Origin of the sequence: Ramlibacter sp. AN1015 (assembly GCF_037726105.1) — a bacterium.
Classification (GTDB): domain Bacteria; phylum Pseudomonadota; class Gammaproteobacteria; order Burkholderiales; family Burkholderiaceae_C; genus Ramlibacter.
The window spans coordinates 1-16,015 of sequence record NZ_JBBJUM010000014.1 but is presented as its reverse complement, the minus strand read 5'-3'; the positions used below and the strand labels follow the sequence as shown (position 1 = coordinate 16,015).

General features: G+C 70.4%; 13 protein-coding genes. 5 read left to right on the top strand and 8 right to left on the bottom strand.

The genetic code is table 11. The annotated features are described in order from the left end of the window. The first annotated feature begins 81 nt into the window (after positions 1-81). The 4 genes from WG922_RS18540 (at position 82) to WG922_RS18525 (ending at position 4,469) form a co-directional block, all read left to right on the top strand. Positions 82-933, top strand: coding sequence for a bifunctional methylenetetrahydrofolate dehydrogenase/methenyltetrahydrofolate cyclohydrolase (locus WG922_RS18540; protein ID WP_340284326.1), 852 nt, complete (start codon positions 82-84; stop codon positions 931-933). Positions 934-1,043: 110 nt separating this feature from the next. Beyond that, positions 1,044-3,077 (top strand): M3 family metallopeptidase, encoded by a 2,034-nt coding sequence (locus WG922_RS18535; protein WP_340284325.1) that lies wholly within the window; start codon positions 1,044-1,046, stop codon positions 3,075-3,077. 33 nt (positions 3,078-3,110) lie between these two features. Next, positions 3,111-3,767, top strand: a complete 657-nt coding sequence (locus tag WG922_RS18530) for a glutaredoxin family protein (protein ID WP_340284324.1) — start codon at positions 3,111-3,113, stop codon at positions 3,765-3,767. 210 nt (positions 3,768-3,977) lie between these two features. Next, the gene (locus tag WG922_RS18525; RefSeq protein ID WP_340284323.1) at positions 3,978-4,469 is read left to right on the top strand and encodes a type III secretion system chaperone; all 492 of its coding nucleotides are present in this window, start codon (positions 3,978-3,980) and stop codon (positions 4,467-4,469) included. 96 nt (positions 4,470-4,565) lie between these two features. Here WG922_RS18525 and rpiA read toward each other — a convergent pair whose 3' ends face one another. Continuing rightward, positions 4,566-5,237 (bottom strand): ribose-5-phosphate isomerase RpiA, encoded by a 672-nt coding sequence (rpiA, locus tag WG922_RS18520; RefSeq protein WP_340284321.1) that lies wholly within the window; start codon positions 5,235-5,237, stop codon positions 4,566-4,568. A 35-nt stretch (positions 5,238-5,272) separates the two neighbouring features. Here rpiA and WG922_RS18515 point away from each other — a divergent pair, with 35 nt between their 5' ends. Continuing rightward, positions 5,273-6,331: a quinone-dependent dihydroorotate dehydrogenase gene (locus WG922_RS18515; protein WP_340284320.1), complete on the top strand. Its 1,059-nt coding sequence runs from the start codon at positions 5,273-5,275 to the stop codon at positions 6,329-6,331. A 21-nt stretch (positions 6,332-6,352) separates the two neighbouring features. Here WG922_RS18515 and WG922_RS18510 read toward each other — a convergent pair whose 3' ends face one another. From WG922_RS18510 to WG922_RS18480, 7 genes are all read right to left on the bottom strand, one after another. After that, positions 6,353-7,471, bottom strand: a complete 1,119-nt coding sequence (locus WG922_RS18510; RefSeq protein WP_340284319.1) for an NAD(P)/FAD-dependent oxidoreductase — start codon at positions 7,469-7,471, stop codon at positions 6,353-6,355. Beyond that, complete coding sequence (locus tag WG922_RS18505) at positions 7,471-8,322, bottom strand: N-formylglutamate amidohydrolase (RefSeq protein WP_340284318.1); 852 nt, start codon at positions 8,320-8,322, stop codon at positions 7,471-7,473. Before WG922_RS18505 ends, WG922_RS18510 begins: the two co-directional genes overlap by 1 nt. A gap of 35 nt (positions 8,323-8,357) precedes the next feature. Next, positions 8,358-8,960, bottom strand: a complete 603-nt coding sequence (locus WG922_RS18500; RefSeq protein ID WP_340284317.1) for an ABC transporter permease subunit — start codon at positions 8,958-8,960, stop codon at positions 8,358-8,360. Then, positions 8,957-10,624, bottom strand: coding sequence for an ABC transporter permease subunit (locus WG922_RS18495; RefSeq protein WP_340284316.1), 1,668 nt, complete (start codon positions 10,622-10,624; stop codon positions 8,957-8,959). Before WG922_RS18495 ends, WG922_RS18500 begins: the two co-directional genes overlap by 4 nt. A gap of 29 nt (positions 10,625-10,653) precedes the next feature. Next, positions 10,654-11,484 (bottom strand): class I SAM-dependent methyltransferase, encoded by an 831-nt coding sequence (locus tag WG922_RS18490; protein ID WP_340284315.1) that lies wholly within the window; start codon positions 11,482-11,484, stop codon positions 10,654-10,656. Next, a complete protein-coding gene (locus WG922_RS18485; RefSeq protein WP_340284313.1) occupies positions 11,481-12,356 on the bottom strand; it encodes a transporter substrate-binding domain-containing protein in 876 nt (291 codons plus the stop codon). Before WG922_RS18485 ends, WG922_RS18490 begins: the two co-directional genes overlap by 4 nt. A 110-nt stretch (positions 12,357-12,466) precedes the next feature. Next, positions 12,467-14,491 carry a SpoIIE family protein phosphatase gene (locus WG922_RS18480; RefSeq protein WP_340284311.1) on the bottom strand — a complete coding sequence of 675 codons (2,025 nt, stop codon included), beginning with the start codon at positions 14,489-14,491 and terminating at the stop codon, positions 12,467-12,469. Positions 14,492-16,015: the final 1,524 nt, after the last annotated feature.

Genomic DNA, 16,015 nt, shown 5'->3' with positions numbered 1-16,015 from the left:
CCTTTGCCCTGGCCCCCCGGTGCCGGATCGCAGACCACACTTCACCGCACCTGAATTCCAGCTTCTAGCTCTCCTGCCGAAATGCCCGCCCAGCTGATCGACGGCATCGCGCTGTCCAAGTCCATCCGCGCCGACGTCGCGCACCGCATCGCCCACCTGAAGTCGCGCGGAATCCAGCCACGGCTGTCGATCGTGCTCGTCGGAGACGACCCGGCGAGCCAGGTCTACACGCGCCACAAGGTCAACGACAGCACCGAGACCGGCCTCGAGGCCACGCTGGAGCGTTACCCGGCCGACCTCCCGGAGGCCGATCTGCTCGCGCGGATCCGGACGCTCAATGCCGACCCCGCTGTGCATGGCATCCTGGTGCAGCTGCCGCTGCCGGCGCACATGGACGCGCAAAAAGTGATCGAAGCCATCGCGCCTTCGAAAGACGTGGACGGCTTCCATGTCTCCAGCGCCGGCGCCCTGATGGTCGGGCGCCCGGGCTTCTGGCCGTGCACGCCCTACGGCTGCATGAAGATGCTCGAGAGCATCGGCTTCTCCTTGCGCGGCAAGCACGCCGTGGTCATCGGGCGCAGCAACATCGTCGGCAAGCCCATGGCGATGATGCTGCTGCAGCAGAACGCCACGGTGACCATCTGCCACAGCGCGACGGCCGATCTGGGCGCGATGACGCGCCAGGCCGACGTGATCGTCGCTGCGGTCGGCAAGCGCAACGTGCTCACGGCCGACATGGTCAAGCCAGGCGCCGTGGTCATCGATGTCGGCATGAACCGCAACGACGAAGGCAAGCTCTGCGGCGACGTCGATTTCGAGGGCGTGCGCCAGGTGGCGGGCTGGATCACCCCGGTTCCCGGCGGCGTCGGGCCCATGACGCGGGCCATGCTGCTGGTGAACACGCTCGAAGCGGCCGAGCGCGCCACGCGTTGATCGCCGCATGCCGATCGCCCATCGGTGTTCGGCGATCGGCGATCGGCGCCATCGGGCAAATCAATCCGCGCGCCGGCACGGGAGAAAGCCGCTGGCGCACAATGCCCCGCATGAGTGACAACCCCCTTCTCGACTTCCAAGACCTTCCCCGGTTCGACCGCATCCGGCCGGAGCACGTCGCCCCGGCGCTCGACACCCTGCTCGCGCAGTGCGAGCAGGCCCTCGAGGCGGTGGTCGTGCCCGACTTCCCGGCCGACTGGAGCCGCCTGGCACTCACGCTGGACTGCGCGACTGAAAAGCTGGGCCGTTCCTGGGGGGCGGTGAGCCACCTCAACGGCGTGGCCGACACACCCGAGCTGCGCGCCGCCTACAACGCGGGCCTGCCGCGCGTGACCGAGTTCTGGACGCGCCTGGGCAGTGACGAGCGCCTCTACGCCAAGTACAAGGCCATCGACCCGTCCACCTTGAACGCCGAGCAGCGCCAGGCCCACAAGAACGCCATCCGCAACTTCGTGCTCGGCGGTGCCGAGTTGACCGGAGCAGCCAAGGAGCGGTTCGCCGCCATCCAGGAGCGGCAGGCCGAGCTGGCCCAGAAGTTCAGCGAGAACGCACTCGACGCCACGGATTCGTTCGCCTACTACGCCGGCGCCGACGAACTCGACGGCGTACCCGACGATGTGGTGCACGCCGCCCGCGCGGCTGCCGAGGCCGAGGGCCATGAAGGCTACAGGCTCACCCTCAAGATGCCCAGCTACCTGCCGGTGATGCAGTTCGCCCGCAGCGGCGCGCTGCGCGAGCGCATGTACCGGGCCTATGCCACGCGCGCCAGCGACCAGGCGCCCGAGGAGTTCCGCCGCTTCGACAACTCCGAAATCATGCGGGAGATCCTGGCGCTGCGGCACGAGGAGGCGCAACTGCTAGGCTTCAAGAACTTTGCCGAGGCTTCCCTCGCAGCCAAGATGGCCGATTCGCCGCAGCAGGTAGTCGATTTCCTGCGCACGCTCGCGGGCAAGGCGCGGCCGTTCGCCGAGCGCGACGTGGCCGACATGCGCGCCTTTGCGGCCGAACACCTCGGCATCCCCGATCCGCAGCCCTGGGACTGGTCCTTCATCGGCGAGAAGCTCAAGGAGGCGCGCTATGCCTTCAGCGAGCAGGAGGTCAAGCAGTACTTCACCGCGCCCAAGGTGCTGGCCGGCCTGTTCAAGATCATCGAGTCGGTTTTCGAAGTGGCGATCCGCCGCGACGAGGCGCCGGTGTGGCACGACTGCGTCGAGTTCTATCGCATCGAGCGCGACGGCAAGCTGGTTGGCCAGTTCTATCTGGACCCCACTGCACGCAGCGGCAAGCGCGGCGGCGCCTGGATGGACGACGTGCGCGCACGCTGGCTGCGGCCCGACACGCGCCAGCTGCAGACGCCGGTGGCGCACCTGGTGTGCAACTTCGCCGGCGGTGGCCGCGGCAAGCCGCCGTTGCTCACGCACGACGACGTGACCACCCTGTTCCACGAGGCGGGCCATGGGCTGCACCACATGCTCACCCAGGTGCAGGAGCGTGACGTGTCCGGTATCAGCGGTGTCGAATGGGATGCGGTCGAGCTGCCCAGCCAGTTCATGGAGAACTTCTGCTGGGAGTGGAACGTGCTGCGCCACATGACCGGCCACGTCGATACCGGCGAGCCGCTGCCGCGCGCACTGTTCGACAAGATGGTGGCGGCCCGCAACTTCCAGAGCGGCCTGCAGACGCTGCGCCAGATCGAATTCGCGCTGTTCGACATGCTTTTGCACAGCGAACACGACCCGGCCGACGACGTGCTGCCGCTGCTCGCGCGCGTGCGCGACGAGGTCTCGGTGATCAAGCCGCCGGCCTTCAGCCGCACGCCTCACACCTTCAGCCACATCTTCGCCGGCGGCTACGCGGCGGGCTACTACAGCTACAAGTGGGCGGAGGTGTTGTCGGCCGACGCCTGGGCCGCCTTCGAGGAAACCATGGATGCCGAGGGTTTGCCGAGCCGCGAAACCGGCCGAAAATACAGGCAGTCCATCCTCGAGGTCGGCGGCAGCCGCCCGGCGATGGAATCGTTCAAGGAGTTCCGCGGGCGCGAGCCCACCATGGACGCACTGCTGCGCCATCAGGGCATGGCCTGAGGCCGGGGTGCAGTCGCAGTACGAGGAGAAGTCATGACCCGAACCGCCGTATCTGCCGCATTGCTTGCGCTGGCCGCATCAGCCCTGTCGGCCACCGCGCAGGCCCAGCCGATCTACCGCAGCGTCGGCCCCGACGGGCGGGTCGTTTTTTCCGATGTGCCGCCACCGGATGCGAAAGCGTCCGCGCCGACGGGCGGTGTCGCGCCCTCGCCCACCGCGCCCCTGCCATTCGCGCTGCGGCAGGTGGCGCAGCGCTTCCCCGTCGTCCTCTACGCCGGACCCGAGTGCCCTCCCTGCGATTCCGCGCGGACGCTGCTGGTGGCGCGGGGAATTCCCTATGCCGAGCGCTCCATCACCACCGCCGAAGATGGAAACGCCCTGCAGCGCGTCTCCGGTGAACGCAGCCTGCCGTTTCTCACCATCGGCCAGCAGCACGTGAAGGGCTTTGCCGCCAGCGAGTGGCACAAGCTGCTCGACGCCGCCGGCTACCCCCAGGTCTCGGCCCTGCCCGCCGGCTGGCGCGCCGCCCCTGCCAGCCCGCTCGCGCCCCCCACGGCCGCTGCCGTGCCTGCGCCGGCACCGGCGCAGGCCGAACAGCCTTCGCCCCGGGCGGCCGCCACAAGCCCCGGAGGGGGCTCGCGTGCCACTGGCGACAGCAACACCAGCAACCCCGCAGGTATCCAGTTCTAGGGTCCACGCGGGCGCCTGGCGTTGCGTTGGCAGTGGAGCTATCGGCCCGCAGGCTGCATTCGCCGCGGCGCCGGCCCTGCTTCGCATGCCCGCGTGCGTCGAACCTGAAGACCGTCCTCGCATCCTGCCGCGGCACGGCGCCCATTCTCTCGACTCCCGGAACCACCGCGGGCCGCCGGTCACTGAAGCCGTGGACCACCAGGAGCCCGCATGGACAAGAGATCCCTCGCCGAGAAACTGATCGCCAACTTCGGCCAACTGCTCACGCTGCCCGAGCTCACACTCGATGCGACCACCAACAGCTGCGTCCTGCTGTTCGACGGCGACATCATCCTCAACATCGAATTCGACGACGTGGAGGGCCAGTTGATCCTCTCCACGTACCTCGCCGAAGCGCCCGCCGAGGGCGGCGAGCGGCTGCTGCGCGAACTGATGGTGGCCAACCTGTACTGGCACCGCACCGACGGCGCCACGCTCGGGCTCGAAGAGGCCAGCAACGGAATCATCCTGGCCCATGCGCGCGCCGTCACCGAGCTGGACGACGCCTCGTTCGAGAAACTCGTCGAGACCTTCGTGAACCAGGCCGAGCGCTGGAAGAAGCGCATCGCCGAGATCGCAGATGAGGGGGACGCGCCCCCCGCGCCAGCCCACCTCGGCGATTCCGCCTCCTCTGCACGCGACGGCCCGCGCATCTTCGGCTAGCGGAGCACCGTGAGATGGCTGCGCCGATTTCGGCTAGCTTGCCGTGTCGCCTTGGCGCGCAACTGCCGGCCCGCGGCTCGGACGCCGGCCTCTCGCCTACCAGTTCAGCGTCTGCACGCCCTCGGCCGTCGCCAGCAGGCAGACGTTGGCCTTCTGGTGCGCGAACACGCCCACCGTCACCACGCCGGGCCACTGGTTCACCATCGACTCGAACGCGAGCGGCTCGCGGATCTCAAGGCCGGTCACGTCCAGAATGTGCTGGCCGTTGTCGGTGACCAAAGGGGTGTCACCGGCCATACGGACGCGGGCCGTGCCACCCATCGCTGCGAACTGGCGCGCAATGCGCGCGCTCGCCATGGGGATCACCTCCACCGGCAGCGGAAATCGCCCCAGCACCTCGACCCGCTTGGACGCGTCGGCGATGCACACGAAGCGGCGCGACTGCGCCGCAACGATCTTCTCGCGCGTGAGTGCCGCTCCGCCGCCCTTGACCAGGTAGCCGTTGCCGTCGATCTCGTCGGCGCCGTCGATGTAGACCGACAGCTCGCCCACGGCATTGGCATCGAACACGGGAATACCCAAAGCCGCCAGACGCTGGGTCGAGGCCACGGAGCTCGACACCGCACCGGCGATGCGGTCCTTCATGGATGCCAGCGCGTCGATGAACTTGTTGACCGTGGACCCCGTGCCCACGCCCACGATCTCGCCCGGCACCACGTACTGCAGCGCCGCCTGGCCGACCAGCGCCTTCAATTCGTCCTGAGTCACGCGACAATCCTTCGAATCCGAATCGACGATTATCCATGGCCCTCCTGCCCTATCCGCTCGCGCGCACGCTGCTGTTCACCCTCGACGCCGAAAGCGCCCACGACCTCACGCTCGACACGCTCGCCCGGCTACAGGGCACGCCGCTGCGCCATGGCTGGCAACAGGCGCGCGTTGCCGATCCGGTCGAGATCGCAGGCCTGCGGTTTCCCAACCGCGTGGGGCTCGCGGCGGGGCTCGACAAGAACGCGCGCTGCATCGACGCGTTCGCGGCCATGGGCTTCGGCTTCGTCGAAGTGGGCACCGTCACCCCGCGCGCCCAGCCCGGCAACCCGCGCCCGCGCATGTTCCGCCTGCCGCGCGCCGAAGCCCTGATCAACCGGCTCGGCTTCAACAACGACGGCCTCGACGCCTTCCTGGACAACGTGCGCCGCTCGCGCGTGCGGCAGGTGCGCGACGCCCTCGTGCTGGGCCTGAACATCGGCAAGAACGCGGCCACGCCCATCGAGCGCGCGACCGACGACTACCTGGCCGGCCTCGACGGCGTCTACCCGCACGCCGATTACGTGACCGTGAACATCTCCAGCCCCAACACCGCCAACCTGCGGCAGCTGCAAAGCGACGAAGCGCTCGCCGGTTTGCTCGGCGCGCTCGCCGCACGGCGCTCCGAACTCCAGGCGCGCCATGGGCGCCGCGTGCCGCTGTTCGTGAAGATCGCGCCCGACCTGGTGCAGGAACAGATCGATGTGATCGCAGCCACCCTGCAACGGCACGGCATGGACGGCGTGGTGGCGACCAACACCACCCTCGCCCGCGACGCCGTGCAGGGGCTGCCGCATGGCCAGGAGGCGGGTGGCCTGAGCGGACGTCCCGTCTTCGAGGCCAGCAACCGCGTCATCCGGCAGCTGCGCACGGCGCTGGGGCCGCAATTTCCCATCGTGGGCGTGGGCGGGGTCCTGAGCGGTGCCGATGCCGCGGCCAAGCTGCAGGCCGGCGCCGACCTGGTGCAGATCTACACCGGGTTGATCTACAAGGGCCCGGCGCTGGTGCCGCAGGCGGCGCGCGCCGTTGCTGCCGCGGCGCGGGACCGGGCCTGACGAAGCGGGGTTTGGTCCGCCTCAGGCTGCCAGCAGGTCGCGCACCATTTCGCCGATGGCCATGGAGCTGGTGAGGCCGGGCGATTCGATGCCGAAGAGGTTTACCAGGCCTGCGACGCCGTGCCGCGTGGGGCCGTCGATGCGGAAGTCGGGCGCCGGCTCCCCTGGCCCGTGGATCTTCGGTCGCACGCCGCTGTAGCTCGGCACCAGCGCTCCGTCGGGCAGGTCGGGCCAGTAGCGGCGCACTTCGGCATAGAAGCCGTCCGCGCGACGCGGGTCCACCGCGTAATCGATGTCCTCGGGCCGCTCCGCCTTCTCCAGCCATTCCAGGTCCGGGCCGAAGCGGGCCTGGCCGCCGAGGTCGAGCGTGAGGTGCACCCCGAGGAACGCGTCGGCCGGAGCCGGATACACCATGTGCGAGAACGGCGCGCGACCCTGGAGGGCGTAGTAGTTGCCCTTGGCATAGCGCGGCTGCGGAATGTGCGCGCCGTCGAGGCCCGTGAACTGCCGGGCCAAGTGGCAGGCGTGCAGCGCTGCTGCGTTCACCAGCACCGCAGCCGCCACTTCGCTGCCGTCTTCCAGGCGCACGACGTGCGGCTCCCCCCCGCGGCCCAGCACGGCCGAAGCGACCGGCGAGGCCAGGGCCACCATGCCGCCGGCGTGTTCCAGGTCACCCTGCAGCGCCAGCATCAGGCCGTGGCTGTCGATGATGCCGGTGCTGGGAGAGAGCAGCGCCGCGATGCAGCGAAGCTGCGGCTCCAGGGCATGCGCCTCGGACGCCTCCAGCCAGTGCGCTTCCACGCCGTTGGCGGACGCGCGCGCCTGCAGCCCGCGCAGGGCGCCCACTTCGGCTTCGCTGTTGGCCACGGTGAGCTTGCCGCAGCGGCGGTGGTCCACGCCGTGGCTGGCGCACAGCGCATACAGCAGTTCCTTGCCGCGCACGCACAGGCGCGCCTTGAGCGAGCCGGGCGCGTAGTAGAGGCCGGCGTGGATGACCTCGCTGTTGCGCGAACTCACGCCCTGCCCGATCGCGTTCTGCGCCTCCAGCACGATGGTCTCCCGGCCGGCCTGCGCAAGCGCCCTGCCCACGGCCAGTCCCACCACCCCGCCGCCGATCACCAGTGCATCGACCCGCTCCATCAGCCCAGCCCCCGCGGATCGAGGACCAGCAGCGCCTGCACCAGCTCGCGCAGCTGGGCGCGCAGCGGCTCGAAGCCGGCGTGGCGCTGCAAGGTGCGCTCGTCCATGTACAGCCTGCGGTTGATCTCCAGCTGGATGCTGTGGCGGTTGTCGGCCGGCAAGCCGAAGCGCCGCACCAGCTCCACGCCCTTGTAGGGGTGGTTGTAGGAGACGCTGTAGCCTCGCCCGCGCAGCCACTCGCACAGCCACCGCGACAGCGCCGCGGAGGCCGTGCTGCCGTCGCGATCGCCGACCACGAAGTCGTCGTGCTCCATGCCAGGGAACTCGGTCGCGTGGCTCGCGGCCACCGCGGGCATGGAATGGCAGTTGATGTGGATGCTGTAGCCGTGGCGTGCGTGGGCGGCATCGATCGCCGCCTGCACGGCGGCGTAGTACGGAGTCCAGCAGCGGTCGATGCGCGCCTGGACCTCGGCCACCGACAGGCGCCGGTCGTAGATCGGCTGGCCGTCGTCGGTGCAGCGCCACACCAGGCCCTTGCCCAGCCGCACCTTGGAGAGCACGACAGGATCCGTGGCGAGCTCGCCGGGCCAGGAACCGTCCAGCAGCTCGACGTCGAGCTCGCCCACGTCCCGGTTCACATCGAGATAGCTGCGCGGGAACAAGGCCTCGATCCAGGCCACGCCGAGCTGCGGCGCGAAGTCGTACAGCGCCTCCACGTGGGTGTCTTCGGCGCGGCGCAGGACGGCGGGGTCGCAGCAGTGGCCGAAGTCGTCGGGATAGCCGGTGCCGCTGTGCGGCGAATCGAGCACCAGCGGCGTGGTACCCGGCAGATAGACAACCTCTGATCGCATCCGGCGATTGTGGCGCAGCAGCGCCCGCCGCGGGGTCAGGAGCCGAGGCGTTCGCCCAGCACCGCACGCACCCTGCGCAGCCCGGCCATGAGCGGCCAGCAGAAGCAGAAGAAGATGAGACAGGCGTAGAGATAGACCGGCACCAGCAGGCTGGTGTCGGCCGTGGCGGCGATCACCGTATTGCTGCGGCTCACCAGTTCGCCCACGCCGATGATCGAGGCCGTGCTGGAGGCGATCACGATGATGAGCAGGAAACTGGCCCATGAGGGCACGAACAGCAGCGCCGCGCCGTGCCGGCCCTCACGCCAGGCGCGCAGGGCGATCAACAGGTTGTCCGAGGTGAAGCCGACCACCGCCACGGCGAGCGCGAGGGCAGCCTTCAGCCAGGTGGGCACCCAGTCGGGCGGCAGCATCAGCGCCAGGTAGAACTGGAACACGATGGTCGGGACGTTGCGGCTGAGCTCGGTGGCGGCTTCGGCCGGGCGGCGCAGCCAGGGCGCAGATGACAGCCGGGCGCGGGCCAGCGCCGCTCCCGCCGCCGTGCCGAGCAGCATCGCCGCGCAGGCGATCGCCACGTTCCAGGCGAAGCCGCCCAGCAGAAACGGCGTCCACGCGAGCAGCGCCTGCAGCGTGCTCACCGGCTTTGCTCCAGGACTTCAGGAGCGCCCGCGGGCAGCGGCACGGCCGCCGCATGCCGCCGAAGGGCGTGCTCGAGGCCGCGCAGCAGCCGCACGGCCAGCGCGATCAGCACCAGGAAACTCAGCAGCAAGGCGTTCATCACCTCGCGCACGTTGCCGGTATCCACCAGGATCCCGGTCGCCACCGACAGCAGCTCGGGCACCGCGATCACCGAGGCCATCATCGTGGCCTTGCAGACGTTCACGAGGCTGGCCGTGATCGAGCCCGCCGCGTCGCCGACCACCGGGGCCAGCGTGGCGGGCCGCAGGCGGAAGCCGGGCAGCTGGCGCGCATGCAACTGCGCGGATTCGAGCAGCGCCGCCATCACCGACGCTCCGGCATAGCCGCTCAGCGCCAGCACGGCGATGGCCCAGGCCGGTGCCCCGAGCACCCAGGCGGACCAGGACACCGAGCCCAGGCCGAAATACAGCAGCAGCATCTGCAGCAGCGGCGGCGTCATGCGGACCCACTCGGCGAGCGCGCGGGTCGCCAGAGCCAGCGCGCGCCAGCGGGCCTGCGCCAGCAGCGCGCCCGTGATTCCCAGTGCAAGGCTGCCCAGCACGCAGGCGACCATCAGCAGCACCGTCGTCCCGAGGCCCGAGAGGAATCGCATGCGGTCGAAGGGGTCGTAGACGAAGCTGAGGTCCCAGCCGGTGAGTTCGCGCACTGCAAGGCCGAACTGGTGCAGCCCGGCCACGTCCTGCGCCTGCAGCAGCGCGCGGTTGCGGCAGTCGGCCGGCCAGCGCCCGTCCGGCAGGCGGGCGCACACCGGCGTGCCGTCGGGGCTGCGGGCCAGCCACATGGCTTCGGCCTCGGCCAGGAAGCGCGAAGGCGGCAGGCCCCAGGCGCGCTCGCGATCGCGCAGGAAGCCACTGCGATGCCACTCGGCCACCGCGTCGCCCACCAGCCGCTCCAGTGCACCGCCCGCTTCGCGCCGGGCCAGCGCCACCGACCACGGGACGTTCAGCGTCGGTGGCAGCGGCGCCGCATATCCGGCCCACTGCGGCTGGCGCAGGTCGGCCTGGATGGCGGTGTCGTCGAACAGGAACCCGATGCACCGGCCGTCGCGCAGCGCCAGCCTGGCGTCGCGCCCGCTGGTGAAGGTGAGCAAGTGCAGGAGGTGGCGCTCGGCCATGGCCCGGTTGAAGTAGCTGCCCTGGACGGCGCACACGGTCTGGCCGCGGACGGCGGGCCAGTCGGCAAGCCGAGTGCCGGGGCGCACCATCAGGGTTACGCCCGAGGCGTAATAGTTGGGCTCGATCAGCGTGGCGATCCGGCGCCGCTGCGCGGTGTCGCCGAGCGTGGCGATCACCACATCCACCGCATCCTCCTCCAGCCTCTGGAGGCGGTTCGCTCCGGTGACCGGCACCATGCGCAGCCTGGCCCCGAGCCGGGCGGCCAGGTCAGCCGCCAGGTCGGGTTCGAGACCCCGCAGTTCCCCGGCCGGATCGCGCATGCCGAATGGCGGGTAGTCGGCCTTGACCCCGACCACCACCTCGCCGCGCGCACGGATGCGCGCGAGCGTGTCGCCCACGGGCTCGGCACCGGCCGCCGCCGCCGCCACGACGGACGCCGGCAGAGCACCCGACACGGACAGCAGGATCGCCGACACGAGCGCCGGCATGCAGGCGCTGCGGACGCCTGGGCAGCGCCTCACGCCGCGCCGCCCTCCGCGGGCGGGCGCTGGTGGGGCGTGGCGCGCGCCATGGCGCGGATACCGTAGCCGAACGCCGCCGGCAGCCACGGCTGCACGGCGAGATCCAGCCGCTCCAGCGCCGGCCACTGCGTCAGCAGCCATTCCGGCAGCAGGCTCTCCGCCTCCCAGGCCTGGAGCTGCCAGCCCGCGAGCGCCAGCTCCTCGCGCAGCGCGGCCACCGTGTACAGGTGGTAGTGGAACGTGCGCTTGTGGCCACCGATGTCGCGCTGGAAGGCGATGTCGCCCCATCGCTCGCGCCGGCCCCGCAGCACGTCCGCCAAGGACGCCATCAATTCCATCGGCCGGCGGCGCCAGATGCTCGGCACCGACAGCAGCAGGCGCGCGTCGTCGGCGGCACGCGCGCGCAGCTCGGCGAGCGCGCGCACGCGCGCCGCGCGTGGTCCCACGTGGCTGAGGACGCCGAACAGCAGCAGGATGCAGTCGGCCCGAAGCTGCGGCGCAAGGGCCTCGGCGCCACCATGCACCAGCGTCACGCGGGCTGCGTGCCGGTGTCCCCGCAGCCGAGCGGCGAAGGCGTCGATGGCCGCACGCGAGATGTCGCAGCCCACCACGCGGGCATTGCCGGCCGCCAGCACCGGCATGGCATAGCGTCCGCTGCCGCAACCGACGTCGAGCACGCAGCGCGCACGCGCCGCGCCATGGCGCCACATGAACGCCAGCGTGCCGTGGTTCGCGCGGGGGTAGCGGCGCTCGTAATCTCGCGAGGCGTAGTAGGCGTCGTAGAGATCGCGCAGCTGCTCGCGCACGCCGCTCCAGCCGAGGTTCACAGGCACTCCTTCGGCGTCGTGGGCCCGACCGATGCCCCGCAGTGCCAGGCGCCGCCCTTGTCACGCCGGCTCCAGAGCGCGTTCATGCGCCTGGTGAACGCCGAGACCGGTATGCCCCACTTGCGCTCGAGTCGGGCCAGCTCGCCCGAGCGGTGCCAATCGACCACCGCCTGCGACACCATCGCCGCCAGCCGGCCGCCGGCTTCGTCGCGGTGCAGCGCGATGGACCAGGGCATCACGTGCTGCGAGGGCAGCGGCATCTCGAAGTCGCGGCCCCACGCGGTGTCCTGCAGCATGGCCAGTATGTTGGTGTCGTCGTAGAGCACCGCGTCGCAGCGACCGTCACGCAAGGCGGCCAGGGCCAGCGTGTTGCTATACAGCGCCACGATGTCGATGCCGTGCTCGACGGTCACCGCGCGGTTGTAGAACGCGCCTCGGCGGCCGCACACGCGCCGGTCACGCAGGTCGGACCAGCTGCGCAGGGCCAGGGTGCGGCGTGCCATGACGTTGGCCCCCGACGCGTAGTAGTGCGGCTCCACCAGCGCCGCCTGCCGACGCCGCTCGAGCGTGTCGGACAGGGTTGCGATCAGCACGTCGATGCGCCCACGTTCGAGCGCATCCAGCCGCTCGGAGGTCAGCACCCCCACCAGTTCCAGGCGAACGCTTAGGCGCTGCGCCAGGTCGGCCGCGAGGTCGGGCTCCAGCCCCACCGGTACGCCCGTGCGCGGATCGGTCCATCCCCAGAGCGGCACATCCTGCTTGACGCCCACCACCAGCCGGCCTCGCCGCTGGATGTCGTCCAGGGCGTCGGCCCTCGAGAGTGGCGCGAGCGCCATGAACGCGAGCGCCAGGAGGACATGCAAGGGCCGCACGGACCGCAATGCGTGCGATAGCCGGCGCGCCAGCGAGCACCGCACCTGCGAAGACGCGATGGACTGCATCGACCGGCGCTGCGCCAGTGCAGGGGCCCCGTCGCGGCGCCTCATGCCGCCGCCCCCAACCGGTTGCAGTGAAGCGCCATGCAGGTGATGTCGTCGAACTGCTCGGCGCCGTCCGTGAAGTCGATCAGTGCCTTGCGCACCCGATCGACGGCCTCGCGCGCCCCGGCCGGCGGACGCTGCGCGAACAGCGCCTGCAGGCGCTGCATGCCGAAAGCTCGTGCGCCCGCGTCCTCGGCATCGGTGACGCCATCGGTGTACATCAGCAGGGTCTCGCCCGGTGCCAGGCGAATGCGGCCTTCCCGGTACGCGAGGTCCTCGACGACGCCCAGCGCGGTGCCGCCGGTGGAGGCCAGCCACTCGCAGCCGCCGTGGGCATGGATCCACAGCGCCGGGGGATGGCCCGCGCTCACGTAGACCAGCTCGGCGCTCGCGGGCTCATAGTGCGCGTGCAGGGCCGTGACGAACATGCTGGTGTCGTTGTCGGCGCACAGCCCGGTGTTCACGTGGCCGCAGACCTCGCCCACCGCCGCCTGCGCCTGCAGGCCCACCGATCTCAACAGCGTCTTGGCGACCATGGCGAACAGCCCGGCGCCGATCCCCTTGCCGCTCACGTCCGCCACCACCAGGGCGCAGCGGCCATCGACCAGCTGGAAGTGGTCGTAGAAGTCGCCCCCGACCTCCCGCGCCGCCGCCGTCGTTCCCCACAACGTGAAGCGCGCATCGGAGGGCCAGTGTCGCGGCAGGATCGACTGCTGCAAGCGCGCAGCGATGTCGAGTTCGCGGCGCAGCGCGGTGAGCTCCAGCGAGCGCCGGAAGGCGCGGGTGATCGCATCGAACCACGGTCGCCATGCCGGGGGCACGCGCGGCACCGGCTGCGGCTGCCCTCCCGATTCGGCCATGAGATGCGAGACGAGCCGTGCCGCAGGCAGCACGAACTCGCGCGAGGTGAGCACCCAACTCAGCGCCATCAGCAGGGCCATCCCGGCAAGCGCCGCCAGCATCCCGGCGCCGCGTTCGAACAGCAGCTTGGTCCACAGCGCGCTGCGCGGGACCACCTGGACCAGGTGCCACGGCGCCGCAGCGAAGCCACGGCGGATCAGGAGCTTGCCATTGCGCACCACCGGCACACCATCGGGCAACGCGAGCACGGACGCGAAGTCCGGCAGCGCGTCGGGCGCCAGGAGTTGGGACATGTGCAGCGTCGAGAGAACCGCGAGCGGGTCGGCGTACAGCCCGGGATGCGCGAGCAGCGCGCCGCTCTCGTCGATCACCGACGCCGTGCCGAGACCCCAGGCGAAGCTGGCGTGCACCCGGTGCAGGTAATCGAGGCTCATGTCGAGCGCCACCACGCCCATGAAGCGGTCGGCGTCGTACACCGGCGCGGCGACCGGCACCAGCAGGCCGACGTCCTGTCCGCCGAAATAGGCGGGCCCCCAGAACTTGAGCCGCTCCGGGTTGCGCTGGGGCTGCGCGATGCGCCAGACCGGATCGTCGTAGAGCGCCGGCATGAACGGGATCTCGTGTGCGGGGCGCCAGGGCCAGGCGAGCTGGAACTGCTGCACCGAGAGAAACCTCGCGCGCGCCGCGTGCGGCAGTCGAAATGCCACCGAGCGCAGCTGCGCATCCAGCGACAGGGCCGCGTCCAGATCGCAGTAGAAGTCGGGGTCGCGTCCCCCGAGCGCGCCCACGCCCACGAGGTTGCCACCGGCGTCGCGATCCTCGAGCAGGTCCCGGTTCCAGCCGCCGGCGGCTGCCGGCCGCAGCGCTGCGCGCGTGGCGAGCTGTGCGGGCCGGCCTGGGCACGTCGCGCGCGGGCGCCGACCACCTGCGGCCGGTCGGCCCGCCGCCATGCGCAAGGACTCCACCTGGTCGGCGGAGGAGCGCAGCACGAATTCGAGGAACTGATGGTGCCGCTGCAGGTGCTCGCCGAGGGCGCGGACCTCGTCGTCCATGGCGCGATCGAGCTGCCAGGCGAAGAAGCCGGACATCCCGAGCAGGAGCGCGAGGTAGGCGGCGCCGAGGGTGCGGTTGTAGTTGCGGAAGAACCGCAGCTCGCGCAGGCTCACGGGCGACTCCGCCCACCCGGTCCGGGCAACACCATTGCATTCATACGGCCCCTTGACGAGTCTTTGCTTGAGCATAAACGCTTAGCCTTCGTTCGGAAAGCGTACTCATGCGCTCGGTTTCCCTTGTTGGCGCGGGTGGAGGGTGCGCGGGGGGCGTGTGCCGGGATCTCGCCCCGGCGGGCGAGTCACTTCTTCTGCTTCGCCAAGAGAAGTGACCAAGAAAAGGCGACCCGAGCTGCGCTGCGGGGCGACCTGCGCAGAGACACGGGACTTCGGGGTCAACACGGCCTGCGGCCGTTTCCTTCGTGGTTTGCTCTGGCGCGCGGTGCTGGCGTTGCGTGGCGGGTCCCGTGCTTGCTTGTGCGAGGCGTGCTGCTGCGTTGCGAGTTCATCGCTTGTGCGAGGCGTGCTGCGGCGTTGCGAGTTCATCGCTTGCGCGGCGTGCCGGGATTTCGCCCCGGCGGGCGACCTACTTTCTTTGCTTCGCCAAAGAAAGTAGGCAAAGAAAGGCGACCCGACTGTCTGCGACCCCTACGCTGCGCTGCGGGGCGCCCTGCGCCGAACGGCTTCGGCCGGGGTCCGCGCAAACTCGCGCTGCGGGCTCAGACACGCGCGGCCCTTTTTCCGGCCGAAGCCGTCCGGCGCAGGCGCAGACACACGGGCTTGGGGTCAACACGGCTTGTGGCCGTGTCCTTCGTGGTTGCTTCTGGCGCGCGTTGCGGATTGGCGTTGGCGTTGGCGTTGGCGTTGGCGTTTTGGCGTTTTGGCGTTTGGCGTTTGGCGTGGCGTGGCGTGGCGTGGCGTGACGTGACGTGTCGTGCCGTGTCGTGGCGTGGCGTGACGTGTCGTGACGTGATGGCGTGACGTGATGGCGTGACGTGGCGTCAAGTCGGTTAGGTATGGGAGTCGTACGGCGTACGTGAGCGGGACACACCGCAGTTCTCAGCCGCCATGAACTCTCCCCAAGATCTGGGGCCGAGCGCAGCGATGGCCCGTCGGGGCCCACCCCCCTGTGGCTGCGCCTGCGGCGCGCAGAGCGGCGGGGAAAAAGAAGCGCGCATGTCTGAGCCCGAAGGGCGAGTTTGCGCGCTTCCCCCGCCGACCGAGCACCGCAGGTCGCCCTTGCGGCCCGACAGGGCCGCAAGGGTCGCAGACACCGGGGTCGCCTTTCTTTGCCTACTTTCTTTGGCGAAGCAAAGAAAGTAGGTCGCCCGCCGGGGCGAACTCCCGGCGCCTCTCTTCGACTACACAAGTCCTAGAACGCGAAACGCCACAGCGCAGATGAAGCCACTCGGCTCCAGCGTCACACGCTCGGCTCGGCCGATGAATGTCCGCCAGCGCCGCGGCCGAGCGCAGCGATGGCCCGTCGGGGCCCCCTCCCCCCTGTGGCTGCGCCTGCGGCGCGCAGGGCGGCGGGGAAAAAGAAGCGCGCGTGTCTGAGCCCGCAGGGCGAGTTTGCGCGCTTCCCCCGCCGACCGAGCACCGCAGGTCGCCCGTGGGGCACGACAGGGCCCCACGGGTCGC

What these genes read in the sequence shown, in the direction of transcription:
- WG922_RS18540 (WP_340284326.1), top strand. Translation starts at nt 82, where the DNA reads ATGCCCGCCCAGCTGATCGACGGCATCGCGCTGTCCAAGTCCATCCGC.
- WG922_RS18530 (WP_340284324.1), top strand. Translation starts at nt 3,111, where the DNA reads ATGACCCGAACCGCCGTATCTGCCGCATTGCTTGCGCTGGCCGCATCA.
- WG922_RS18525 (WP_340284323.1), top strand. Translation starts at nt 3,978, where the DNA reads ATGGACAAGAGATCCCTCGCCGAGAAACTGATCGCCAACTTCGGCCAA.
- WG922_RS18535 (WP_340284325.1), top strand. Translation starts at nt 1,044, where the DNA reads ATGAGTGACAACCCCCTTCTCGACTTCCAAGACCTTCCCCGGTTCGAC.
- WG922_RS18515 (WP_340284320.1), top strand. Translation starts at nt 5,273, where the DNA reads ATGGCCCTCCTGCCCTATCCGCTCGCGCGCACGCTGCTGTTCACCCTC.
- WG922_RS18510 (WP_340284319.1), bottom strand. Translation starts at nt 7,471, where the DNA reads ATGGAGCGGGTCGATGCACTGGTGATCGGCGGCGGGGTGGTGGGACTG.
- WG922_RS18495 (WP_340284316.1), bottom strand. Translation starts at nt 10,624, where the DNA reads ATGCCGGCGCTCGTGTCGGCGATCCTGCTGTCCGTGTCGGGTGCTCTG.
- WG922_RS18505 (WP_340284318.1), bottom strand. Translation starts at nt 8,322, where the DNA reads ATGCGATCAGAGGTTGTCTATCTGCCGGGTACCACGCCGCTGGTGCTC.